Annotated in this window: 21 protein-coding genes; 12 read left to right on the forward strand and 9 right to left on the reverse strand. The window is 65.6% G+C overall.

The genetic code is table 11. The annotated features are described in order from the left end of the window. The first annotated feature begins 29 nt into the window (after positions 1-29). Both FJW04_RS15885 and FJW04_RS15890 read left to right on the forward strand, forming a co-directional pair. Positions 30-728 carry a GntR family transcriptional regulator gene (locus tag FJW04_RS15885; RefSeq protein WP_140715188.1) on the forward strand — a complete coding sequence of 233 codons (699 nt, stop codon included), beginning with the start codon at positions 30-32 and terminating at the stop codon, positions 726-728. A gap of 242 nt (positions 729-970) precedes the next feature. Beyond that, complete coding sequence (locus FJW04_RS15890; RefSeq protein WP_140617417.1) at positions 971-2,326, forward strand: glutamine synthetase family protein; 1,356 nt, start codon at positions 971-973, stop codon at positions 2,324-2,326. Positions 2,327-2,331: 5 nt separating this feature from the next. Here FJW04_RS15890 and FJW04_RS15895 read toward each other — a convergent pair whose 3' ends face one another. Continuing rightward, positions 2,332-3,192: a MurR/RpiR family transcriptional regulator gene (locus tag FJW04_RS15895; RefSeq protein WP_140715189.1), complete on the reverse strand. Its 861-nt coding sequence runs from the start codon at positions 3,190-3,192 to the stop codon at positions 2,332-2,334. A gap of 150 nt (positions 3,193-3,342) precedes the next feature. On the opposite strand from FJW04_RS15895, the gene murA reads away from it, so the two are divergent. The 9 genes from murA to FJW04_RS15945 all read left to right on the forward strand — a co-directional run bounded on the left by murA (position 3,343) and on the right by FJW04_RS15945 (position 14,141). Then, positions 3,343-4,599 carry a UDP-N-acetylglucosamine 1-carboxyvinyltransferase gene (gene murA / locus FJW04_RS15900; protein ID WP_140715190.1) on the forward strand — a complete coding sequence of 419 codons (1,257 nt, stop codon included), beginning with the start codon at positions 3,343-3,345 and terminating at the stop codon, positions 4,597-4,599. After that, complete coding sequence (locus FJW04_RS15905; protein WP_140715191.1) at positions 4,596-5,477, forward strand: N-acetylglucosamine kinase; 882 nt, start codon at positions 4,596-4,598, stop codon at positions 5,475-5,477. The genes murA and FJW04_RS15905 overlap by 4 nt, the downstream gene beginning before the upstream one ends. A gap of 160 nt (positions 5,478-5,637) precedes the next feature. Next, complete coding sequence (gene murQ / locus FJW04_RS15910) at positions 5,638-6,561, forward strand: N-acetylmuramic acid 6-phosphate etherase (RefSeq protein ID WP_140715193.1); 924 nt, start codon at positions 5,638-5,640, stop codon at positions 6,559-6,561. A 120-nt stretch (positions 6,562-6,681) separates the two neighbouring features. Beyond that, entirely contained in the window at positions 6,682-8,193 is a 1,512-nt protein-coding gene (locus FJW04_RS15915) for an ABC transporter substrate-binding protein (RefSeq protein WP_140715195.1), read from the forward strand. Positions 8,194-8,224: 31 nt separating this feature from the next. Continuing rightward, a complete protein-coding gene (locus tag FJW04_RS15920) occupies positions 8,225-9,184 on the forward strand; it encodes an ABC transporter permease (protein WP_140715197.1) in 960 nt (319 codons plus the stop codon). Further along, the gene (locus FJW04_RS15925; RefSeq protein ID WP_015318982.1) at positions 9,184-10,023 is read left to right on the forward strand and encodes an ABC transporter permease; all 840 of its coding nucleotides are present in this window, start codon (positions 9,184-9,186) and stop codon (positions 10,021-10,023) included. Before FJW04_RS15920 ends, FJW04_RS15925 begins: the two co-directional genes overlap by 1 nt. Then, a complete protein-coding gene (locus tag FJW04_RS15930) occupies positions 10,020-11,768 on the forward strand; it encodes an ABC transporter ATP-binding protein (RefSeq protein ID WP_140715199.1) in 1,749 nt (582 codons plus the stop codon). Before FJW04_RS15925 ends, FJW04_RS15930 begins: the two co-directional genes overlap by 4 nt. Positions 11,769-12,018: 250 nt before the next feature. Next, positions 12,019-13,026, forward strand: coding sequence for a serine hydrolase (locus FJW04_RS15940; protein ID WP_140715201.1), 1,008 nt, complete (start codon positions 12,019-12,021; stop codon positions 13,024-13,026). Next, positions 13,026-14,141 carry an anhydro-N-acetylmuramic acid kinase gene (locus FJW04_RS15945; RefSeq protein WP_140715203.1) on the forward strand — a complete coding sequence of 372 codons (1,116 nt, stop codon included), beginning with the start codon at positions 13,026-13,028 and terminating at the stop codon, positions 14,139-14,141. The genes FJW04_RS15940 and FJW04_RS15945 overlap by 1 nt, the downstream gene beginning before the upstream one ends. Here FJW04_RS15945 and FJW04_RS15950 read toward each other — a convergent pair whose 3' ends face one another. From FJW04_RS15950 to FJW04_RS15960, 3 genes are read right to left on the reverse strand one after another with little or no spacing between them, the layout of a single operon-like run. Beyond that, a complete protein-coding gene (locus tag FJW04_RS15950; protein ID WP_140661527.1) occupies positions 14,142-14,567 on the reverse strand; it encodes a GNAT family N-acetyltransferase in 426 nt (141 codons plus the stop codon). Between the two features lie 27 nt (positions 14,568-14,594). Further along, positions 14,595-15,950 carry a sigma-54 dependent transcriptional regulator gene (locus tag FJW04_RS15955; RefSeq protein WP_140715205.1) on the reverse strand — a complete coding sequence of 452 codons (1,356 nt, stop codon included), beginning with the start codon at positions 15,948-15,950 and terminating at the stop codon, positions 14,595-14,597. Then, positions 15,947-17,902 carry a sensor histidine kinase gene (locus FJW04_RS15960; RefSeq protein WP_140715207.1) on the reverse strand — a complete coding sequence of 652 codons (1,956 nt, stop codon included), beginning with the start codon at positions 17,900-17,902 and terminating at the stop codon, positions 15,947-15,949. Before FJW04_RS15960 ends, FJW04_RS15955 begins: the two co-directional genes overlap by 4 nt. Before the next feature lie 166 nt (positions 17,903-18,068). Here FJW04_RS15960 and FJW04_RS15965 point away from each other — a divergent pair, with 166 nt between their 5' ends. Beyond that, positions 18,069-19,397 carry a dicarboxylate/amino acid:cation symporter gene (locus FJW04_RS15965; protein WP_140715209.1) on the forward strand — a complete coding sequence of 443 codons (1,329 nt, stop codon included), beginning with the start codon at positions 18,069-18,071 and terminating at the stop codon, positions 19,395-19,397. Positions 19,398-19,570: 173 nt separating this feature from the next. Here FJW04_RS15965 and FJW04_RS15970 read toward each other — a convergent pair whose 3' ends face one another. The 5 genes from FJW04_RS15970 to FJW04_RS15990 are packed head-to-tail and all read right to left on the reverse strand — an operon-like array spanning position 19,571 to position 24,036. Continuing rightward, positions 19,571-20,593 (reverse strand): ROK family protein, encoded by a 1,023-nt coding sequence (locus FJW04_RS15970; RefSeq protein WP_140715211.1) that lies wholly within the window; start codon positions 20,591-20,593, stop codon positions 19,571-19,573. Next, positions 20,593-21,315 (reverse strand): ribulose-phosphate 3-epimerase, encoded by a 723-nt coding sequence (locus tag FJW04_RS15975; RefSeq protein WP_015318991.1) that lies wholly within the window; start codon positions 21,313-21,315, stop codon positions 20,593-20,595. The genes FJW04_RS15970 and FJW04_RS15975 overlap by 1 nt, the downstream gene beginning before the upstream one ends. Further along, entirely contained in the window at positions 21,312-22,142 is an 831-nt protein-coding gene (locus FJW04_RS15980) for an alpha/beta fold hydrolase (protein WP_140715213.1), read from the reverse strand. The genes FJW04_RS15975 and FJW04_RS15980 overlap by 4 nt, the downstream gene beginning before the upstream one ends. After that, complete coding sequence (locus FJW04_RS15985) at positions 22,142-22,960, reverse strand: sugar phosphate isomerase/epimerase (RefSeq protein ID WP_140715214.1); 819 nt, start codon at positions 22,958-22,960, stop codon at positions 22,142-22,144. The genes FJW04_RS15980 and FJW04_RS15985 overlap by 1 nt, the downstream gene beginning before the upstream one ends. Continuing rightward, positions 22,960-24,036 carry a Gfo/Idh/MocA family oxidoreductase gene (locus tag FJW04_RS15990; protein ID WP_015318994.1) on the reverse strand — a complete coding sequence of 359 codons (1,077 nt, stop codon included), beginning with the start codon at positions 24,034-24,036 and terminating at the stop codon, positions 22,960-22,962. Before FJW04_RS15990 ends, FJW04_RS15985 begins: the two co-directional genes overlap by 1 nt. Position 24,037: the final 1 nt, after the last annotated feature.

The following is a 24,037-nucleotide window of genomic DNA, read 5'->3' on the forward strand; positions in this document are numbered from 1 at the left end:
TTCAGAACGGATGAAGGTGCGCCCCGCCAATGGCCGGCAGAACACATTTCGGTTTGACCGCCGTCGACACCGTGCCCTTGCACGAGAAGGTCTATCTGGAGCTTGTGCGAGCCCTGATGTCGGGCCAATTCCTGCCCGGCCAGAAGCTGACCTCGCGCAGGCTCGCCAGGGAACTCGGCACCAGCGACATGCCGGTGCGCAGTGCCTTCATGCGGCTGCAGGCATTGCGGGCACTGAGTCCGATGCCGAATGGCAGCGTCGAGGTGCCGGTGATCTCGGCCGAGCGGTTCTCGCAATTGACCGCCGTGCGCACACTGCTCGAAGGCCCGGCGACCGAGCTTGCGACGAAACTGATCAACGGCAATAATCTGCGGGCGATCCGACGCCATTGCACAGAACTGACCCTGACGGCCCGCAAAGGCGATATCGGCCACTATCTCAGGAAGAACCACGATTTTAAATTCTCGATCTATCGCCATTGCGGCAACGAGCAGATGATCTTCCTGATCGAGACGGTGTGGATGCAGGTCGGCCCGTTTCTCAGAAACCTCGCCGTGGGATTCGAGGACGACCTCTCCTCCATCCTGGATATCGACTATCACGAGGAAGTCGTTGCCGCGATCGAGGCGCAGGACGGTGCGCGAGCGCGGGCGGCCATCGTTCGCGACATCGACGAAGGTGCTGCCCACATCCTGCGGCAGGTCAGATTCCCGGAAGCGAGGAGCTAGGCCGGTGTCTCCTGGACCCCAGATGCCGCTTGGCTTTCCCTTGCCTTGTCGCTATGTTGCGATCGCAGATCGCGCAATTGGTTCCTGAAATGCCTCCCGACATACCGGCTAATGACTTGAAAAAATGAAGGAAACTTTTCCGACCGATGTCGGAGATGCCTTCATGAACTCATCAGCCGCTTTATCGTAAAAATAGGGTGCTCGCCTCAGACGCGACACCGCAGGGAACCAGAGGTTTGAAATTGAGCGATGCAATTGCGGACGTTTTGAACTGGCTTGAAAGCCGAAGCGACATCCAGAGCCTGAGGGCCGCGGTGTGCGACCTCAACGGCATCATGCGGGGAAAACGCATCCCCGTCGAGCAGGCCCGCAAGGCGCTGGAGGGCAAGCTGCGCATGCCCTACTCGCTGATCGGGCTCGACGTCTGGGGCGAGGACATCGAAGGCAACAGCCTGGTCTTCTCGACCGGCGATGCCGATGGCCTTTGCCAATGGACGGGTCGCGGCATTCTGCCGGTGGAATGGACGGCGCATCCGACGGCGCTCGTCCCGCTCTGGCTCGCCGATGAGAGCGGAGCGCCCTATCTCGGCGACCCCCGGCGGGCACTGGCCCGCATCCTCGATCGCTACAAGGCGCTCGGCCTGACGCCTGTCGCGGCGACCGAACTCGAATTCTACCTGGTCGATCCGCAATCGCAGCGGCCGGTCGGGCCGGTCTCGCCGGTCACCGGGCGGCGCCTCGATTCCGACGCGGCGCTGTCGATCGACGAGATCGACGATTTCGAAGCCTTCATCCACGACATCTATGAAGCCTGCCGCGCGCAAGGCATTCCCGTCGATACGGCAATCGCCGAAAACGGCGTCGGCCAGTTCGAGATCAACCTGAACCATGTCGCCGACGCCTTGCGGGCCGCCGACGATGCGGTGTTGTTCAAGCGCACGGTGAAGGGCATTGCCCGCAAGCACGGCTTTGCCGCCTGCTTCATGGCCAAGCCCTATGGCGACCGCGCCGGCAACGGCTTCCATGTCCATTTCAGCCTGGTCGACGCCGATGGGCGCAACGTGTTCGACGACGGCACCGACCAGGGTTCCGACACCATGCGACACGCGGTCGGCGGGCTGCTGGCGGCGATGGCCGAAAGCACGCTGGTGTTCGCGCCGCACTTCAATTCCTACCGCAGGCTGCGCCCGAGATCCTACGCGCCGACCGCGGTCGCCTGGGGTTACGAGAACCGCATGGTCGCGATCCGCATCCCCGGCGGCCCGACCGGCGCGCGCCGCATCGAACATCGCGTCTCGGGAGCCGACGCCAACCCCTATCTGGTGCTTGCCGCCATACTGGGCGCCGCGCTGATCGGCATCGAGAAGCAGATGTCGCCAGGCGACCCGGCGGGGAATGACGGTCAAGGCGTCGCCCCGGCCAAACTGCCGCCGGACTGGGCGTCGGCGATCGCAACCTTTGAAGGCGGGACGCATGTGGCGGAGATCTTCCCGGCGATCCTGCGCGACTCCTTCGTCGCCTGCAAACGACAGGAATTGAATACGTTTGCCCTCAACGTCAGCGATTTCGAGATCGAGACCTATCTCGAAAGCGTCTGAGGCCTTTACGACGAGCGCTCGGCCTTCAGCACCGTGACCGCCGCCTCGCTGTTGTGAACGTAGTCGTTGGCGTCGGGCTGCTTCTGTACCAGCAGGATGAACAGAAGGTCGGTCAGCGTCAGCTGCGCGTCGCGCGCGGTGATGGAGGAACAGCGCGCGCGTTCCTCGTCGGCGAGGGTGTAGAGGCGGATGTCGGCGACGCGGCTCAGCGGATTGTCGTGCAGGCCGGTGACGGCGATCACCGTCGTGCCACGTTTGCTGGCAAGCTCCGCGATACGCAAGGTTTCGATGCTGGCGCCGGAATAGGACAGCGCGAACAGCACATCGTCAGGCCCGAGCGTCGAGGCGTTGGCCATCTGGATGTGGCTGTCGCTGTCATGCAGCACATTGCGGCCGAGCTTCATCAGCTTGTAGGAAAAATCGCGCGCCACCAGCGAGGAGGCTCCGACGCCGACCAGATGGATGCGCCGCGCGCCATCAAGCAGGTCCAGCGTCCTGGAGAGGATGCGCTCGCTGTTGGCGGCGACGGTCTGCTGCATCGACAGCAGCTTGCTGCCGATCAGCTTCTTCAAGATGACCGGAAAAGTATCACCCACCTCGATCGAGCCATGGATGACGCCGACCGGCACCTGCCAATCCTGCGCCTTGGCCTCGCTGACGGCGAGCTTGAGCTCCTGGTAGCTGGCATAGCCGAGCTTCTGGCTGAACTTGACGACGCTAGACTGGCTGCGGCCGATCTCGGCCGCAAGTGCCGCCGTCGACAGCCGCAGCATCTGGTCGGGATTGTCGATGATATAACGGCCGATCTCGCGATCGCCGGGCGCCATGCCGTCGAGCTCGGCACTGATCCTGCTTAAGACGGACACGGAAACCCCTCGCTCTTCACTGCAAGACGAGGAATAAATTATTCCAATTTTGATTGACAGCCAAGAACGCAGAATTAATTCTCGACCGACCCGAGGTCATCGCTCGGGATCCCGGGTAGGTCACCGGACGTGGCCGTCAAGGTTTCAGCCATGGACAGATTGCGGATCGTAGGCGGACAGAGACTGGAAGGCGCGGTCACCATATCGGGCGCCAAGAATGCCGCTTTGCGGCAGATCGCGGCCGCTCTTCTCAGCCCCTACCCGCTGGAACTGACCAACCTGCCCGATGTGACCGACGTCGAAAACATGCTCGGCGTGGTGCGACTTCATGGCGCCGAAATCACCCGGTCCGCCCATGCCGCCACAATCGACACAAGTACCGCCGTTTCCAAGGAGACCTCCTACGACACGGTACGAAAAATGCGGGCGACGGTGCTTGTCCTGGCGCCGTTGCTGGCGCGGTTCGGCCATGCCCGGGTTTCGCTGCCGGGCGGCTGCGCGATCGGCGCGCGGCCGGTCGACATGCATGTCGCCGCACTCGCCGCGCTTGGCGCCAGGATCGCCGTCGAGAACGGCCTGATCGTCGCCTCGGCCCCGAACGGGCTGACCGGCACGCGCATCGTGCTCCCCTCGCCATCGGTCGGGGCGACGGAAACCGCCATGATGGCGGCGACCGCGGCCAAGGGCGAAACCGAGATCCTGAACGCAGCGCGCGAGCCGGAAGTGGCCGATCTCGCCGCCTGCCTCGTTGCCATGGGCGCGCGCATCGAAGGCGCCGGCACGCACCGTATCCTGATCGCGGGCGACACCAGCTGGCACGCCGCCAGGCACGACATCATCCCCGACCGCATCGAGGCCGGCACTTATGCCATCGCGGCCGCCATCACCGGCGGCCAGCTCGAACTGACGCACGCCCGGCTCGAGCACATGGCCTCGGTGGTGCAATTGCTGGAGGCGACCGGCGTCAGCGTCTGGCCAGGCGATCGCGGTCTGATCGTCTCGCGCGACCGGCCGCTCAAGGCCGCGGATCTGACGACGGAACCCTATCCGGGCTTTCCGACCGACCTGCAGGCGCAGTTCATGGCGCTGATGTGCTGCGCCCAGGGTGCGTCGCTGCTGCGCGAAACCATTTTCGAGAACCGCTTCATGCATGTGCCCGAACTGATGCGGCTCGGCGCCAACATCAAACTGCAAGGCACCATGGCGCTGGTGCGCGGCGGCGAGAAATTGCACGGCGCGCAGGTGATGGCCACCGATCTGCGCGCTTCGGTGTCGCTGGTGCTGGCGGCGCTGGTCTGTGAAGGCGAGACGACAATCAACCGCGTCTATCACCTCGACCGCGGCTACGAGCAACTGGACCGCAAGCTGCGCCTGTGCGGCGCCGACATCGAGCGGCTGGGCGCATGAATACCGAAGCGGATTATTTTCTCGGCGTCGATGGCGGCGGCACCGGTTGCCGCGCCCGTCTCGAGGACGCGCAAGGCACGGTGCTGGGACAGGGCCTGTCGGGGCCGGCGACGACGCGGCTCGGCATCGAGGCAGCCTGGACCTCCGTCGCGAAAGCTTTCGGCGCGGCGATCAAGGAGGCAGGTTTCGCGCCAGCCGAAACCGCCAAGATCCATGCCGGCATCGGCCTTGCCGGCATCGGCCGCAAAGGCGCGCTCGAGGCGTTGCGGGCAATCGCGCATCCCTTTGCCAGCATCGACTTCGTCAGCGACGGCATCGGTGCCTGCCTTGGCGCGCATTCCGGCCGGGACGGCGCCATCGTCATCGCCGGGACCGGCTCGATCGGCCTCGGCTTCGTCGAGGGCCGCGACCTGCGCGCCGGCGGCTACGGGTTTCCGATCTCCGACGAGGGCAGCGGCGCCGACCTTGGATTGAAAGCCGTGCAACTGGCATTGCGCGCCCATGACGGCCGCCACGAGCGCACGGCGCTGCTGGCGGAGGTCATGCAGCGCTTCGCGGGCGACCCGATGGAGGCTGTCGCCTGGATGGACCGCGCCAGCGCCACGGACTATGCCGCGCTTGCACCCATGGTGATGCGCCATGCCGACCAGGGCGATCCCGCCGGACGGCGCATCGTGCAAAGTGCCGCCGAACAGGTCGACACGCTGGTGCGGGTGCTGTTCGAGAAGGGCGCGCCGCGCGTGACGTTGCTGGGTGGCCTCGCCAGCCCGCTGGAGCCCTGGCTTTCGCCTGATGTGCGCCGCCGCCTGAAGCCCGCCGACGGCGACGCCGTGTCCGGCGCGATCATTCTTGCCAAGCGTTCGGTTTGCAAGGGCTAGCCAGCATGGACAGGAATAAAATATTCCAACGCTCTGTTGACGATGTGAATATCAAATTCTAAAAAGTTAACAAAGAAAACTGCGATGACAGACCCAAGGTCCGTCCGCACTGGCTGCCAGTCGAGTGATGCCGTGCGGCAGAATTTTTGAAAGCGCTGGGATGACCGAGCAAGGGTTGATGTCTGAGCTGGATCGCTTGGTTTCCGAGGGTCGGAACCCAAGGACTGTCGACATCGATCTGCTGCCGACCCTCGACGTGCTGCGCAGGATCAATGACGAGGACAAGATCGTCCCAGCGGCCGTCGAAAAGGTGCTGCCCGAGATTGCCGCCGCGGTGGACCGGATCGTGCTTGCCTTCGAGAGGGGCGCACGCCTCATCTACATGGGCGCCGGCACCAGCGGCCGGCTTGGCGTGCTCGACGCTTCGGAATGCCCGCCGACATTCGGCGTGCCCGAAGGCATGGTGGTCGGCCTGATTGCCGGCGGGTCCGACGCGCTGGTGCGCTCGCTCGAAGGCGCCGAGGATGACCCGAAGATGGGCGCCAAGGCCTTGCAGGGGATCGGACTCACACCCGACGACGTGGTGGTCGGCATCGCGGTCAGCGGACGCACGCCCTATGTCATCGGCGGGCTGACCCATGCCAGGCAGATCGGCGCAACGACGGTCGCCCTCTCCTGCAATCCGGCATCCACCATCGCCGGTATCGCCGACATCGCGATCTCGCCCGTCGTCGGCCCCGAAGTGCTCACCGGCTCGACCCGGCTGAAATCGGGAACCGCGCAGAAGCTGGTGCTCAACATGCTGACCACGGCCTCGATGATCCGGATCGGCAAGAGCTACCAGAATCTGATGGTCGACCTGAACCCATCGAACAGGAAGCTGGTGGCCCGGGCGATCAGGATGGTCATGCAGACGACCGGCTGTACCGCGCCGCAGGCGCGGCAGGCGCTCGACCGGACCGGCAAGGACGTCAAGTTGGCGATCCTGGTGACCATCACCGGCCTCGACGTGGACGCGGCGCGGGCCGCTTTGTCCAGGGCCGGAGGGTTCCTACGAAAGGCGATCGGCGACGAAGCGACCTGAAGCCGCTTTAGACAAGACGGCGTCAAGCCGCATAGACTGGGCCGACACTCCATAGCATGTGTGCCTTGGAAGCGGTCCTCGGAAACTGCAAGGCATCGAGTTCAATAATGGGAGACGAGAATGGTTCATCTTACAAGAAGGCTGCTTTCGGGCATCACCCTTGCCGCGATGCTCGGCATCGCGACGGTTTCGGCGGAGGCGGCGACGCTGCACATGGCCTGGTCCCAGGACGCCACCGGGCTTGATCCGCACAAGCAGACGGCCTTTTCCTCGCTGCGGCTTTTGGAGCTGATCTATGAGCCGCTGGTGCGCGTCGACGCCAGCCTGCGGATCATTCCCGCCATCGCCTCCTCCTGGGAGTTTTCGAAGGACGGCAAGGGGCTGACCTTCAAGCTCGATCCCAAGGCGAAATTCCAGGACGGCACCGCCGTGACATCCGCCGACGTCAAGGCGTCGTTCGAGCGCATTCTCGACGAGAAGACCGGTGCCGCTGCCCGCGCCAACTTCCTGTCGATCGCCAGCATCGACACGCCGGATGCGGCGACCGTCGTGTTCCACCTGTCGCAGGCCGACGCGCCTATCCTGACGGCGATGAGCGACGTCAACGCGGCCATCGTTCCGGCGACCGAGATCAAGGCCGGCTCGATCGGCACCAAGACGGTCGGTTCGGGCCCGTTCAAGCTCGACAAGTGGGATCCCAACGCCAAGGAAGTCTTGAGCGCCAGCAAGAACTGGGCCGGCGGCGCGACCGGCGTCGACGGCATCGAGATCAGTGTGCTGCCCGACGAGGCGGCGATCCTCGCCGCCATGCGCACCAAGCAGATCGATTTCGCCTTGCTCAACGATCCGCTCGTCGCCACGCTGGTGCCGAAGGAAGCCAACTTGCAACTGAACCGCGTGCCGGTGCTGGCCTACAACGTGCTGCAGCTCAACCCGTCGCGGAAGCCGATGACCGAGCTCAAGGTGCGCCAGGCGATCTCCTGCGCCATCGACCGGCAGGAGGTGCTGGACACCGCCGCGCTGGGCGAAGGCAAGGTCACCGGACCGCTGACCATCCCGGCGCTGGCCACCGATCCCAGCCAGTTGTTCTGCTACAAGCGCGATGTCGAAAAGGCCAAGAAGCTGATGGCCGAGGCCGGCTTTGCCGACGGCTTTTCGGCGACCGTGATCGGCGCCACGGGCGAGCCGCCGACGGCAGCGGCCGAAGCCCAGGTCATCCAGTCGCAGCTCGCCGAAATCGGCGTCAAACTCGATATCAAGATGATGGAACTCAACGTCTATGTCGACGCCTGGCTGAAGGGCGATTTCGACATGGCGATCGCGCTCAATGGCGGCCGGGCCGACCCCTATACCATGTACAACCGCTACTGGACCAAATCAGGCAATCTGCAAAAGGTGGCGAACTACATCGACGATACGCTCGACAGCCTGATGCAGCAGGGCCGCGCAGAGACCGATCCAGCCAAACGCAAAGCGATCTTCGCCGAATTCGAGAAGCATCTCGCCGAAATGTCGCCGTGGATCTGGCTCTACACCTCTTACAGCTACACGGCGCAGCAGAAGAACATATCCGGTTTCGTGCCGACGCCGACCGGCACGCTGTTCAGCCTGAGCAAGGTGACGATCCAGTAGCTTCGGCAATGGGACGAGAGGTCTTCCTGGCGTGAACTATCTCCTGCGACGGCTGGCGACGTTTCCTCTCGTGCTGCTTGGCGTGTCCATCCTGGTCTTCGTCGCGATCCGGATGGTGCCCGGCGATTCGATCACGGCGATGCTGGGCACCGAGGCCGGCCTGCTGACGCCGGCACAACGGGATTCGCTCGCCGCCTATTTCGGCATCGACCAGCCCTGGTTCGTCCAGTACTGGCGCTGGATCGGCGGCATCCTGCACGGCAATTTCGGCATATCCGTCACCTATGGCAGGCCGGTTCTCGACGTCATCCTCGAGCGCTTCCCGCTGACCTTGGAGCTGGCGCTCCTCTCTATGATCATTGCACTTGCCGTCGGCATGCCGGCCGGCATCTACGCCGCCACTCACAACGAGAAGCTGTCCGATCTCGGTGTGCGCGTCGTCGCCATGATCGGCCAGTCGACGCCGAGCTTCGTGCTTGGCTTGCTGATCATCTACACGCTGTCGGCGGGCTTCGGCGTGCTGCCGGCGATGGGCGAATTCGTGCCGCTCTGGCAGGATCCCTTGCGCAATCTCAGCCAGTTGATCCTGCCCGCCATCACGCTCGGCTTTGCCTTCGCGGCATCGGTCACCCGCATTGCGCGCTCGGCAATGCTCGACGTGTTGAGCGACGATTATGTGCGCACCGCGCGCAGCAAGGGCGCTTCGGCGCGCAGCGTCATCTGGCGGCATGCGCTTCCCAATGCACTGATCCCGGTGGTGACGCTGAGCGGCATAGAATTCGGCTACCTCCTGGGCGGCGCCGTCATCGTCGAGCAGATCTACGCCCTGCCCGGCCTCGGACGCATGGTGCTCGACGCGATCCTGCAGCGCGATTACGCGCTGGTGCAGGGCAGCGTGCTGTTCATCGCCTTCAACTTCATGATCGTCAATCTCCTGGTCGACCTCGCCTATGTCGCGCTCGATCCGCGCATCCGGCTGGGGGAACAGTGATGCACATCCTGCGTGCCATCTTCGGCCATGGCAGCGGCCGCATTGGCGGCGTCATCGTGTGCGTCTATCTGCTGCTTGCCATCCTCGGCCTGCTCGGGCTGACGCCGCACAATCCGATCACGCAGTACCGTATCGACCGCCTGCATGCGCCCAGCGCCGCCTACTGGATGGGCACCGACCTGTTCGGCCGCGACGTCGCCAGCCGCCTGATGGCGGGCATCGGCCAGTCTTTTACCGTCGCCTTCTTCTCGGTGGCCTTCGCGGCGCTTGCCGGAACGATCCTGGGGTTGGCCGCCGCCTGGCTCGGGCGCCGCTGGGACGGCGTCGTGATGCGGATCATGGACGTGCTGCTGGCCTTCCCGGCGATCCTCCTGGCGCTGCTCATCGTCACCGTTGCCGGCCCCGGCACCTGGACCAGCGTCGTTGCCATCGGCATCGTCTACACGCCGATCTTCACCCGCGTGGTGCGCGGCCCCGCGCTGTCGCTCAAGACACGCGAATTCGTCGATGCCGCGCGCACCTTCGGCAGCAGCTCAAGCTACATCGTCACGCGCCACCTGCTGCTCAACCTGGTGGCGCCGCTGACCGTACAGGTGACGCTGGCACTGGCCTGGGCGCTGCTGACCGAAGCCGGCTTGAGTTTTCTCGGCCTCGGCACGCAGCCGCCCGCCGCGTCGCTCGGACTGATGCTGAGCGACAGCCGCAACCTGATGGAGACGGCACCCTGGCTGATGATCTTCCCGGGCCTGGCGATCATGATCAGCATTCTCGGCTTCAACCTTCTGGGCGACGCCTTGCGCGACATCCTCGACCCGAGGATGCGGAGCGCGTTCGCATGACCCCGCTCTTGTCAGTCTCGGACCTGCGCGTCGGCTTCGGCCGCGACCCCGGGGCCAATGAGGTGGTGCGCGGCGTCAGTTTCGATATCGCCGATGGCGAGACGCTGGCCATTGTCGGCGAAAGCGGCTCGGGCAAGTCGGTGACGGCGCTGTCCATCAACCGGCTCGTCGATTTCGGTGGCGGCCGCATCACTGGCGGCTCGATGAAGCTCAAGCGGGCCAATGGGACCATCTTCGAGTTGACGACCGCGACCGAACCGCAATTGACCGGCATTCGCGGCGCCGAGATCGGCATGATTTTTCAGGAACCGATGACCTCGCTCAACCCGGTGCTGACCATCGGCACCCAGATCGAGGAATCGTTCCGCCTGCATCGCGGCCTGACCGGCCGGCAGGCTACTGCGGCAGCCATGGACGCGCTCGACCGCGTGCGCATTCCCGATGCCGCGCGCCGGCTGAAATACACGCCCAACCAGCTGTCCGGCGGCATGCTGCAGCGGGTGATGATCGCCATTGCACTGGCCTGCAACCCGCGCCTGCTGATCGCCGACGAGCCGACGACGGCGCTCGACGTTACCGTGCAGGCACAGATCATGGCGCTGCTTGCCGAGCTGAAGCGCGAAAGCGGCATGTCCGTCATCTTCATCACCCACGATATCGGCCTGGTTGCCGGCATCGCCGACAAGGTGATGGTGATGCAGAACGGACAGGCCGTCGAACAGGGTGAGCTCAACCGGATCCTCGACAGCCCCCAGCATCCCTACACCCAGCATCTGCTGCACGCCGTGCCACATTTCGCCAGCGGTCGCGCGACGCGCTCGGATGGGCAACGTGACAACGGCGCGAGCGCCGAACCGGCCTTGAAGGTCGATGGCCTCGTGGTTCGGTTTCCCCTCAAGAGCAGTTTCTTCAGCCGCGCCACCGGCGCGGTGCATGCCGTCGACGGCGTCGATTTCGACCTGATGCACGGCGAGACGCTGGCCATCGTCGGCGAGAGCGGTTCGGGCAAATCCACTGCCGCCAAGGCGGTGCTGGGGCTTGTGCGGCCGGCGCGCGGCAGCTTCTCGGTCGGCGCCCGAGCGGCCTCGCCGAGGCGCAGCGCCAGGCCCATGCAGATGGTGTTCCAGAACCCTTATGCCTCTCTCAATCCAAGGCTGGCGATCGAGAGCATTCTGGCGGAACCCGTGATCGCCACCGGCGGCCGGGTGGATGCCGAAACGCGGGCCAGAATGGCGCGCCTGCTGGAACGCGTCGGCCTGCCCAAGAACAGCCTCGAGCGCTATCCGCATGAGTTCTCCGGTGGCCAGCGGCAAAGGCTGTGCATCGCCCGCGCGCTGATGCTCAACCCGTCCGTCGTGGTCCTCGATGAAGCAGTGTCGGCGCTCGATGTGTCGGTGCAGGCCAAGGTGCTGGAGCTGCTGGTCGACCTGCAGCGCGAGTTTGGGCTGGCCTATCTCTTCATCTCGCATGACATGGCGGTGGTCGAGCGGATCGCGCACCGCATCGCAGTCATCTATGCCGGCCAGATCGTCGAGATCGGCGACGCACAGTCCGTGCTGTCGAAGCCGAGACATTCCTATACGAAGAAGCTCATATCAGCCGTTCCGGCCATCGACCGGCGGCATGAGCGTTTCGAGATCGACACGCGCCAGGTGCCCTCGCTGGTGCGCCCGCCAGGGTTCGAGCCGGCGCCGGCGAAATGGGAGCGGTTTGGCGGGGATCATATGGCGAGGGTGGAGGTGTGATGGACGGTGCATTGGGATATGCAAGGTCGGCGGGACAGCACCCCCCTCTGGCCTGCCGGCCATCTCCCCCGCAAGGGGGGAGATTAGCAGCTTCGGCATCCCGCCCCTTCCTGCGACGTCGGCGATTGGCGAGAGCCGCTATTACGGCCAATCTCCCCCCTTGCGGGGGAGATGTCCGGCAGGACAGAGGGGGGTGCGAAGGATCGCCGACTTTTCCGTTTGACGACATGCCCACGTGCGGTGGCCGGCATTGAGCCCCCTCGCCCAGCTCTTCGACCGCGCGTTCCAACCGCTCGCAGCGGCAGTGGCGGCCAAGCGCATTCCCGGCGGCGTGCTCGGTCTGGTCGGCAGAAATGGCGAGCGCATCACCAGAGCGATCGGCTCCGCGCAGCTTGTGCCTAAAGTCAGGCCGATGACTGTTGAGACCTGGTTCGACCTGGCGTCGCTGACCAAGGTGATCTTTACCACGCCGCGTATCCTGGCGCTGGCGCAGGACGGCATCATCGATCTCGACGCGCCGCTGATCTCCCTGCTTCCCGACCTTCGCCAGTATGACGCGAACGCATGGGAGCGGAAGGTGACGTTTCGCCAGTGCCTGGGCCACCAGACGCCCTTCCCGCCGGTCGAGCCGATCTACACCTATGGGCGCGACCCCGAACTGCTGCGCGCCTTCATCCTGCAGCGGGAATGGCGGGCGCGCGACCCTGTCTATTCCGACATCAACTTCATCCTGCTCGGCTTTGCGATGGAGCGGCTGTCGGGCAAGAGCATCCGCGCCATGGAACCCGGCCCAGGCTTTGCCTGGTTCGCGGAACCCGATGCCGCCGCGGCGACCGAGGACTGCACCTGGCGCCATCGCGTGCTGTCCGGCGAGGTCCACGACGACAATTGCTCGGCGCTGCAGGGTGCGGGTCATGCCGGCCTGTTCGGCACAGCTGCTTCGGTGCTCGATTTCGCCTGGGGATTGCTGGACGGAACCGGCGCATCCGAACGGTTGATCGCGCTGATGCACGAGCCCTTATCGGCCACCCGCACCCATGGCTGGGAGCGCCCTTACCAAGGCTGGTCCGGCGGTGCGCTGTGCGGTCCGGGAACGATCGGCCACACCGGCTTCACCGGCACAGGATTGTGGATCGACTTCGACAAGGGCAAGGCGTGGACCTTGCTTACCAACCGGATCCATCCGACACGTCATTTCGACAGCGGCATCGTTCAGCTTCGGCAAGCGGTCGGCGACCTCATCAATGGAGCTCAATGATGGAACCAATCTGGGCCGTCGGCCTGATGACCGGCACGGTGCTTGACGGCAACATCGATGTCGCCCTGATCAAGACCGATGGCGAGCGGATAGACGATTTCGGCACTTACCGGCTGATGCCCTATCCCGCGTCGATCCGGTCGCTGCTGGAAGAGACGCTGGCGGCGGCGCGGGCCTGGAATTTCACCGGGCCGGAACCTGCGATTTTTCGCAAGGCCGAAGAGGCGCTGACGCGCGCGCAGTCGGCGGCGGTGAAGGAACTCGTGGAAGGTTACGGCATGACGATGGCCGAGATCGGGGTCGTCGGCTTTCACGGCCAGACCGTGCTGCATCGCGCGCCGCAGGTCGGACGGCTCGGCCAGACCCGGCAGCTCGGCGACGGCGAGCTCATGCATGCCATCCTCGGCACCAAGGTCGCCTACGATTTCCGCTCGGCCGACATGCGCGCCGGCGGACAAGGCGCGCCTTTGGCCGCTGCCTATCACACCGCGCTGATGCGCGGCGCCGGCGCCAGCGGCGAGGTGGCCGTGCTCAATCTCGGCGGCGTCGCCAACATCACCTGGTGGGACGGCGCCGACAATGTCATCGCCTTCGACACCGGCCCCGCCAACGCGCCGCTCAACGATTTCATCAAGTCGAAAGGGCTCGGCGAAATGGACCGCGACGGCACGCTTGGCGGCGCGGGAAAGGTGGACGAAGCCCGGCTCGCCAAGCTGCTGCAGCATCCCTATCTGACCAAGCCGTACCCAAAGTCACTCGACCGTTTCGACTTCGGCGCGGCCATGGCCGATGGCCTGAGCGCCGAGGATGGCGCGGCCCTGCTCACCGCCTTCACCGCGTCGGCTGTCGGCAAGGCGCTCGACCTTCTGCCCAGCCGGCCGAAGAAGCTGGTGGTCAGCGGTGGCGGTCGCCACAACCCGACAATGATGGCGATGCTCGCCAGCCGCGCCGGCGTCGAGGTCGTGCTGGCCGAAAGCCTCGGCTGGAGCGGCGACGCGGTGGAGGCGGAGTGTTTTGCCTTCCTCGCGGTTCGCGTGCTGCGCAGCCTGCCGATCAGTTTCCCGAGCACGACGGGCGCGCCGCGGCCGATGCGCGGCGGAAAGCTGGCTGGCTGATCAGTCGACCAGTTTCTTCCGCAGGAAGACGCGGCTGCGGCCGACAGGGAAATCGGCCAGCGTCCCGAAAGGCTGGTAGCCTTGCCTCTGATAGACCTTGGCGGCGTTGGGATTGAATGTGTCGATCCAGGCGTTTTGGCAGCCGCGGGCCACGGCTTCGCGTTCGGCCGCGTCGAGCATCCGGCCTGCCATGTGCTGGCCGCGCAGCCTTTCGTCGACCCACAGCCACTGCACGTAGAGCCAGCCCCAGGCGGTGTAGCCTGAAATGCCGGCGACGATCGCCCCGATCTCGTCGCGCACGAACACCGCCAGCGCCTTCTTTTCGGACGCGCCGACATCGCCGTCGTTGAACGCCGTCAGCCGTTCACTGAGAAAGGCGAGTTCTTCCGGCAGGGGATCGGCGGTCGTTTCAAGTGTCGTGTTCATGGCTTTCGCGATGCTCGCTTGGAAAGATCAAGAGGGACGGAAATCAGATGCGGCGATGCCATAGCGCTTGAGCTTGTCGTAGAACGTCTTGCGCGGCACGCCGAGCGCGTCGATGGCGCCGCGCACGTCGCCGCCATGGTCGCGCAGCGCGTCGCGGATGAGCTGCGCCTCGTAATGCCCGACCCGCTCCGGCAGTGCGGCGGCGGGCGCTGGCAATCGTGCGGGCGAGAACCTGGTTTCGTCATCGGGACCAAGACCGAGCGCGACGCGATCGGCGAAATGGGCGAGTTCGCGCACATTGCCCGGCCAGTCGTGCGACTGGAGATGATGGCTCACGGCGGCGTTCACCTTGGCGACAGGCCGGCCAAACCGTTTCGCCGCCTTGCCAAGGAAGTGGCCGAACAGCATCTCGATATCGCCGCGCCGCTCGCGCAGCGGCGGAATGCGCAGCGTCACCACGTTGAGGCGGAAATAGAGATCCTCGCGAAAATCGCCGCGCTGGTCCTGCCGGCTGAGATCGACCTTGGTCGCCGCGACGACCCGGAGATCGAGGCGCCTTGTTTCGTTCGAGCCGAGCGGGGTGAGGCTGCGCGTCTCCAGCACCCGCAACAGCTTGACCTGCAGGGCCGGCGGCATGGATTCGATCTCGTCGAGGAACAGCGTGCCGCCGCTGGAATGCTCTATGCTGCCGATCCGCCGTCGCTGCGCCCCGGTAAACGCGCCGGCCTCGTGGCCGAACAGCTCGCTTTCGATGACGGTCTCGGGCAGAGCGCCGCAGTTCAGTGCCACGAACGGCTTTGCACGCCGCCGGCCCCACCGGTGCAGGAGGTCGGCCACCACTTCCTTGCCGGTTCCGGTCTCGCCTTCCACCAGCACGTCGACGTCCATGTCGGCGATCTGGCGCAAGGTCTCGCGCAACCGCCTTATGGCCGGCGCCTCGCCGATCAACGGCATGCCGTCCGCGGCAAGTGCGGCGGCTTCGCGGAGCCGCCGGTTTTCCATCACCAGCCGCCGCTTCTCCGATGCACGTTTCAGCGCCTCCACCAGACGCTCCCCCGCATAGGGTTTCGGGATGAAATCATAGACCCCATCCTTGAGCGCGGCGACCGCAAGATCGACATCGCCATGCCCGGTGATCAGGATCACCGGCAAGTCGGGATCAACAGCCTTGACGCGGTCGAAGAGTTGCAGCCCATTCATGCCAGGCATGCGGATGTCGCTGACGACCACACCCTCGAAGTCCCTGCCGACGACATCAAGCGCTGCCTCGGCGGCGTCGAGCCCGATCACCGTGAAGCCGGCAAGTTCGAGCAGTTGCGTGGTGGCATGCAGCAGATCCGCATCGTCGTCGACGAGCGCGACCAGCCCCGATCCCTGCGTCATTCGATCCGCCTCAAGTCGATGGTGAAGGATGCGCCGCTGGCGGTGTCGGGGTCGAGCCGCAGCGTGCCGCCCAATTCCTGGGCGATCTCCTGCGAGATCACCAGGCCAAGGCCAAGCCCCTTCTCCTTGGTGGTCTGGAACGGCATGAACAGATTGCCGGCGGCTTCCGGGCCGAGGCCGGGACCATTGTCGCGCACCGAAATCAGCACGCGGTCGCCGCGTTCGGCGAGGTCGATCTCAATGCGGGGATCAGGCCGGTCCTTCATGGCGTCCAGCGCGTTCTGCAACAGGTTCACGAGGATCTGCTCCAGCCGGATGCGGCTTGCCATCACCAATGGCGATGCGGTGCCGCCCGGCTTGACGATGGTGACGCCGGAATCGCGGATGCGGCCGGACAGCAGCGACAGCGCGCCCTCGATCGCCTCGCGTACCGGCAAGGGCGAGGCAGCGACGCCAGGCCGTCGCGCAAAGGTGCGCAGCGTGCTGGTGATCGCGCCGATGCGCTCGGTCATCGAGACGATCGAGGTCAGGTTGCCGCTTGCCGGTTCGGTCTTGCCGGCCTCGAGAAAGCCGCCGGCATTCTCGGCATAGGTGCGGATGGCGGCGACCGGCTGATTGATCTCATGCGCCACGCCGGCGGCGATCTGGCCGAGGATGGAGAGCCGGTTGGCCTGGGCAAGATCGTCGCGCAGCCGGCGGACCTTGGCCTCGGCGTTTTCGCGCTCGGCGATTTCGCCGGCAAGGGCCGTGTTCGATCGCGTCAGTTCGGCGGTCCGGGAACTGACCCGGCTTTCGAGTTCGGCATTCATGCGCGCCAGCGCCTGCTGCCGCAGGCGGCGTGTGCGCCGGCGCCGGGTGAACACATAGGCAAGCAGCCCCATCAGCAGCAGCCCGAGCAGTGTCGTCAGGCGCGCCGTGTTGGCGGCGGCGGTCAAGGCGGCATCGGCGGGCGTCAGCAGCCACAGGCGCCAGCCGGGGACGGCACCGGGCAAGTCCTGCACCACCTCGACGAACCGGCGCGATTTTCCGGCTTCTTCGATCGTCGCCAGGCCGTCACCGGCGCCACGCCGTATCGGCAGCGGCTCGAAGGCGGCGTCGACCAGTTGAAGCTGGTCATGCGCCGCGGCGGCATCCGCGGCGGAGAGCGGCGCCAGCGCATGGAACCGCCAGTCGGGCTGGCTGGTGGCCAGAACGACGCCGCGCTCGTCGGTGACGAAAACGAGAAAGCCGCTCGCCCGCCAATTGGCTTCGACACCGCCGAGTTCGACCTTCAGAACCGCGACGCCAAGCGGTTTGCCACCGTCGTCGACACGGCCGGCAAGGTAGAGTCCCGGCTTGCCGCTGATCGTGCCGAGGCCATACTGGCTGGCCGCGCCCTTGGCCATCGCATCGGTGAAATAGTGGCGAAAATTATAATCGATGCCGACAAAGCTGTCCGGCTGGCCGGCATTGCTGGCCGATATCGCCATGCCCGCCGTGTCGATGACATAGATGGCCGAGGCCGACGCATCGCCGGCTATGGCCTTCAGCTTGGCGTCGAGCGCTGTTTCCTCGACTTTCCCGGCGCGGCGCAGCGCATCACGCACCGCATCGTCGCGCGCCAGCACCAGCGGCACGAGACGTTGCTTTTCGATTTCGCCGGTCAGGGTTCCGGCCGCCAGCGGCAAGGCGGCCAATGCCCCGTCGCGCAGGTCATCGGCGGCCTGACCCTCGGCGATGCGCCCGGCGGTGGCAACCGCGCCGGCAAGCAGAGCGAGCGCTATTGCCGCAAACAGCCAACGGCCGCGCAGGCGCGCTACCGCTTCGCGCAGCAGGTCGCGGCCGGCAAACCCCGGGGATCCGCTATCGATGCGCTGTTGTGGCGTCGGCCCTCTCCCTTTGCTCCCCGGCTTTGCCTCCAGTCTAATGCGAAATTCCGCCCGGGCAAACAAGGCCTGTGCGGAAATCCGCACAACTCCCCGTCAAAGGCAAGGCAGGAACGGCTGAACCCAGGGATTCCGGCCTATCCGGCATCTGGCACAGCGCTTGCAAACATCCGTGCAGCGGCGGGCGACCGGAACGCCGCGATGGGAGAAGTCACGCAGGGCGGGTTCCGTCCATCCGGCCAGGGAGAGTTCGATGCATATCGCAGACCAATCCGCCGCGCCCGCCGCGCAGCGCAAGCCCCTCTATGCCCAGCTCTACGTGCAGGTGCTGGTGGCGATCACCGTGGGCATCCTGCTCGGCCACTATTATCCGTCGATCGGCGAGAGCATGAAGCCATTGGGCGACGCCTTCATCAAGCTGGTCAAGATGATCATCGCCCCGGTCATCTTCCTGACGGTGGCAACCGGCATCGCCGGCATGAGCGACCTGCAGAAGGTTGGCCGCGTCGCCGGCAAGGCGATGCTCTACTTCCTCACCTTCTCGACGCTGGCGCTGATCATCGGCCTTGTCGTGGCCAATGTCGTGCAGCCGGGCGCCGGCTTCAACATCGACCCGGCGACGCTCGACGCCTCGACGGTCAACACTTACGCCGCCAAGGCACATGACCAGTCGGTCACCGGCTTCCTGATGAACATCATTCCCGGCACGATCGTCGGCGCCTTCGCAGACGGCGACATCCTGCAGGTGCTGTTCTTCTCGGTCCTGTTCGGCATCGCGCTGGCGCTGGTCGGCGACAAGGGCACGCCGGTGCTCAATTTCCTGCAGGCGCTGATGGCGCCGATGTTCAAGCTGGTCAGCGTGCTGATGAAGGCAGCCCCGATCGGCGCGTTCGGTGCGATGGCCTTCACCATCGGCAAATACGGCATCGGCTCGGTCATCAACCTCGCAATGCTGGTCGGAACCTTCTACGCGACCTCGTTCCTGTTCGTGTTCGTCGTGCTCGGTGCCGTCTGCCGCTACAACGGCTTCTCGATCCTGTCGCTGATCCGCTACATCAAGGAAGAGCTGCTGCTGGTGCTCGGCACCTCGTCGTCGGAAGCGGCCCTGCCCTCGCTGATGGAGAAGATGGAGAAGGCCGGCGCCAAGCGCTCGGTGGTCGGACTGGTCATCCCGACCGGCTATTCCTTCAATCTCGACGGCACCAACATCTACATGACGCTTGCCGCCCTGTTCATTGCCCAAGCGACGAACATCCATCTGTCGATATCAGACCAGATCCTGCTTTTGCTGGTGGCGATGCTGTCGTCCAAGGGTGCCGCCGGCATCACCGGGGCAGGCTTCATCACCCTGGCCGCCACGCTTTCGGTGGTTCCCTCGGTGCCGGTCGCCGGCATGGCGCTGATCCTCGGCGTCGACCGCTTCATGTCGGAATGCCGGGCGCTGACCAACTTCGTCGGCAATGCGGTGGCGACGCTGGTCGTGGCGCGCTGGGAAGGCGAACTCGACGAGGCCAAGCTGGCGAGAGCGCTGGCTGGGACCGCCGACGACAGCCTGCCGGCGGACATCGTTCCCGCCGAGTGATCCACGGTTTCATACGACGGACAATGGCCGCAAGCACGCCGCTTGCGGCCATGGTCATGTTTCATCGCTATCAGGCGGCTTTGCGCAGCGGTGGCACGGCCTTGCCATCTGCCACGAGGGGTCGCAGCGCGACGGATCGACTTGCAGCGAGACAGGACCGCGCCAGCTTGAGCTCAGCCGTTGAAGTCCCTCCGCGTGTCCGGATATGTACTTGGGCCGACGGGAATGGGAGCCGCCAACGTGCCCAAATCATCGAACAGGACGAGGCTGGCCGCGCCGACCAGCCCGGCATGGCGGCCGAGCCGGGCCTGGACGACCGGCACGTCGCGATAGGCGCGCATGGCGCGCTGGCGGATGGTCGCCCCGATGACGGGCGCCATCAGGTCGAGGCCATTGGCGATGCCGCCGCCAACGACCAGCACGTCGGGCGAATAGAGGTGCAAAAGGTTGGTGAAGCCGACGCCCAGCCAGCGCGCCTCCTCCTCGAGCAGAGCCAGAGCGAGGTCGTCCTGCAGCCCTGCGGCCTCGACCACGTGGCGACCCGTGACCTCGGCGTTGGCCGAGAGGCGGCGCAGCGTCGAACCGTCCAAAGGAGACGTTGCGGCATTGGCGCGGCGGCCGAGCGCGGTTCCCGAAGCGATCGCCTCGAAGCAGCCGACGACGCCGCACACGCAGCGCTCGCCTTCGTTGGTGATGGTCATGTGGCCGATCTCCGCGGCAAGACCGCGACGGCCGTGCAGGATGCGTCCGTCGGCGACGACGCCACCGCCGATCCCGGTCGAGACGGTGACGAAGACCAGGGAGCGCGCACCGTGGCCGGCGCCGAAGCGCCATTCGCCGAGCGCTGCCGCATTGGCGTCGTTCTCCAGCCGCACCGGCAGGCCGAGCCGCCGCTCGAGGATGTCGGCCAGCGGCACGTCCTGCCAGCCGGCCAGCGTCGGCGGTCCGACGGCGATGCCGGCCAGCGGATCGAGCGGGCCCGGCGCGCCGACGCCGACGCCGAGGATCGACAGCCCCGGCGCTTCGGCATGGACGGTCACGGCTAGCGCCTCGATCTGGGCGATCACCACGTCGGGGCCGGCCTGCGCCTGCGTCGGCACAGCCGCGAAGGCCAGGATCTTGCCGTCACGGTCGACCAGGGCGGCACGAAGCTCGGTGCCGCCAAGATCGATCGCGAGGGCGACTTCAATGCTCATCAGGCCGCGACCTTCAGACCACGCAACCAGCCGATGCGGCCGGCGAGATCCTTGTCGCCGAAAGCGAGCGAACCGAGCACCACGGTCTCGGCGCCGGCGGCGCGCAGCAGCGGCACGGTTTCGTGGCGGATGCCGCCATCGGCGGCGAGCACCACGGCCGACTCACGACCAGCGTTCCTCAGGATGGCGCGGGCTTCGCCCAGCCTGTCACAGGCCTTCTCCGACAGGCCCTGGCCCTTGACGCCGATCGCGGTTCCAAGAAGCGTGACGAACGCCACTTCGGAGACGAAAGGCTTCATCGCCTCTACAGGGGTCTCCAGCCTCAGCACAACGCCGGCCTCGGCGCCGAGTTCATGCGCCAGCCGCACCGCGCGCAGACCCGCCTCGCCGTTCTCGGCATGGACGCTGATCATGTCGGCGCCGGCCTCGATGAACTGGCGCGTCTGTTCTTCGACGATTGCTTGGTCGACCATCAGATGGACGTGGATGGGCCTGGCCGTCAGTTTGGCGATACGGGCGACGAGATCGGGGAAGAACAGGAAGGACGGCGCGAAATGGCCGTCCGCGACGTCGATGTGGTGCATATCGGCATAGGGTTCGATGCGCTGCAAGTCGCTCTCGAAATTGGCGAGATTGGCCGACCACGATGAGAATTCGGCGATCAGACGGTCGCGCGGCAATGCGGCGATGGCGGCCGGGCCTGACAAAGGTTTCGAGATCATGATTGGTCCTGGTTGTTGAAATTTCTATCGAGGAAGCCGCCGATGGCGGCGCGGATTTCGGTGAAATGGCGATCCTTGTCGGCGGCTTTCGGCGTCACCTCGGTGAGGGCGGCGCCGGGGATGGTCTCAGCCAGTTCGCGGGCGGTCGCCAGGGGATGGACGAGGTCTATGCCGCTGCCGACGACGAGCGTCGGGATTGCGAGGCCGGTCGCCATCGCCCGCGTCACGCCAGGCCCGTCATTGGCGATCGCCTGCATCACCTCGGCAAAAACGCTCGCGTTGTCACGCGCGAAGAAGCCGAGCAACGAGGCGAGATTGTCCGGCGCCTCGCTGCGAAAGCGGGCCGCCGTTGCCGAAGCCGCGAAGATGTCGCGCGCCTCTTCCAGCGGGTGGTCGCGGATGAGTTCCGCCACTTCGACGTAAGGGCGCATGTTTTGCGGGGCCGCGTCGAAGGTCCAGGCCGGGCGCACCAGCACAAGAGCGGTGACGCGAGCCGGGTGGCGGGCCGCCAGGTGCAGTGCAATGGCGACGCCCATCGAGATGCCACCGGCAACGAAGCGCTCAATGCCAGCTGCATCGGCAGCGGCGAGCACATCGTTGGCGAACATCCCGATCGAAAACGGACGCTTGCCGCCGGCACCTGAGCCGCCCTGCGCGCGGCACTCCACAGTCAGCCGGCGGCGCGACGGACTGTCGGGAAAGTTCAGCGCCACCTGCGCGGCATCGCCGCCGAGGCCATGCTGGAAGACGATGGGAAGCCCCTGCCCCGTGTCGAAGACGTGGAGCGCAGCGTCGTCGCGCAGCATGATCGTCGGCGCGGCACCCATCAGAGCAGCCCCCGCAGGATGGTTGCGACGCCAGGAGCCTCGTCGGCGGACAAGCCGTGGGTGACGAGCGCGCCATCGAAACCCACCCCCTTCAATCGCGCGACGAAATCCGGGAAGTCGACGACACCCTGGCCTGATGTGGCGAAGCGGCCGTCGGCAAAACGATCCTTGGCGTGCGCCATGGCGATGTGGCCAGCGGCCTCATCGATCGCGGCGGCGACGATGGTTCTCGCTTCATCGGGCTTTGCATGCTCGAACAGGTTGGCGGGGTCGAGCACGATCTTCAGATGCTTCGAACCCATCTCGGCGATCAGCCGGGTCGCATCCATGGCCGAGGTGACGATGTTGGCCTGCTCGGGCTCAATACCGAGATCGACGCCGGCCTCCTCGGCCAGCGCCAGTGCCTTCGCCATTTCGACGGCCATGTCGGACCAGGCCGACGGATCGGCATTGTCGGGATGGTATGCCCATTGGTCGGCTGCGTTGCGCGAGCCGGTGCAGAGCGTCACCAGTGGGATGTCGAGCTTGACTGCAGTGTCGATGACCACCGCCAGGCGCCTCAGCCCATCGTCGCGCGCAGCCTTGTCGGGATGCGCCATGTTGTAGGTGCCCGACAGCGCGGCCAGCGAAACGCCTGACGATCGCGCGGCGGCACCAATGGCGGCGACGGCATTCGCCGGCACGGCATCCGGCATCGACGGCAGGCCGGCGCAGGCGAGATTGAACTGCGTCGTCTCGTAGCCGGCCTGCTTCACGGCAGCCAGCACGGTGGCCGGGTCGGTGCCCGTAAATGTCTTGGCGAAGATGCCGAGGCGCATCAGGCCGCACCCGAAACCGAGGCAAGCTCGATCCGCTCGCCAGTCTCCACAGAGCGCGCAATTGCCACCATGGCGCGGATCGACGCAATGCCGTCCCCGACATTGGCGCCGCGCATCGGCGCGCCGGTGAGCACGGTGTCGGCAAGGCCCTCGAGCTGGCGACGGAAGAAGTGGCCGTCGGCACCAAGCGGTTTTCGCGAGGTCGCGTCCTTCTCATGGAAGATGTCGACCTCGCTGGCGCGGAAATACCAAGGATTGAAGGTTTTGGCGATGACGGAACCGTTCTCGCCATAGAGCTGAAACCCTTCGTGCCAGTCCATGCGCACGGCGACGGTGAGGTCGAGATGGCCGAGCGCGCCGCTGGCGAATTCGGTTTCGACGAACCAGCAATAGGCGCCGAAGCGCTCGTTGAGGCGGGCGCGCACGGCAACGATGTCGCCACAGAGGAAGCGGGCGGTGTCAACCAAATGCGATCCGTGCGCCAGCATGAAATATCGCCTGAGATCAGCCTTGGGATTTCCGCCGGGCTTTTTTGCGAGCTTGCTGGTGACTGGCAGCGGCTGCACGGCGTCGGTGTTGGTGTAGCGGTGGGTGGAGTCGCAATACCAGGCCTTCAGTGCCAGCACCTCGCCCATCTCGTCGCGAACGAAGTCGCGGGCGGCCTCCAGCGCCGGATCGAAGCGCTTCATGTGGCCGACCTGCAGCACCTTGCCGGAGCGCTTGACCGCCTCTGCCAAGGCCTCGCCTTCCTCGACCGAGGTACCGATCGGCTTTTCGCAGAGAACATGCTTGCCGGCATCGAGCGCCTTGATCGACATTGGCACGTGATAGGCATCCGACGTGGCGACGATGACTGCTTCGAGCTCGGGATCTGCGAGCATGGCGTCATAGTCGGCATACATCTTCTTTGGTTCATAGGTGGCGCCCATGCGGGCGAGCAAATCGGGTGCCGCATCGCAGATGGCGTAGAGGTCGGCATTGCCGGCCTTGACGCAGGATTCCAGATGCGCGAACTGGGCGATCGGGCCGCAGCCGAGCACACCGACCCTGAGGCGTCTGTCCTGTTTCTTGATCATC

Source organism: Mesorhizobium sp. B2-7-3 (assembly GCF_006440715.1).
Taxonomy (GTDB): Bacteria; Pseudomonadota; Alphaproteobacteria; order Rhizobiales; family Rhizobiaceae; genus Mesorhizobium; species Mesorhizobium australicum.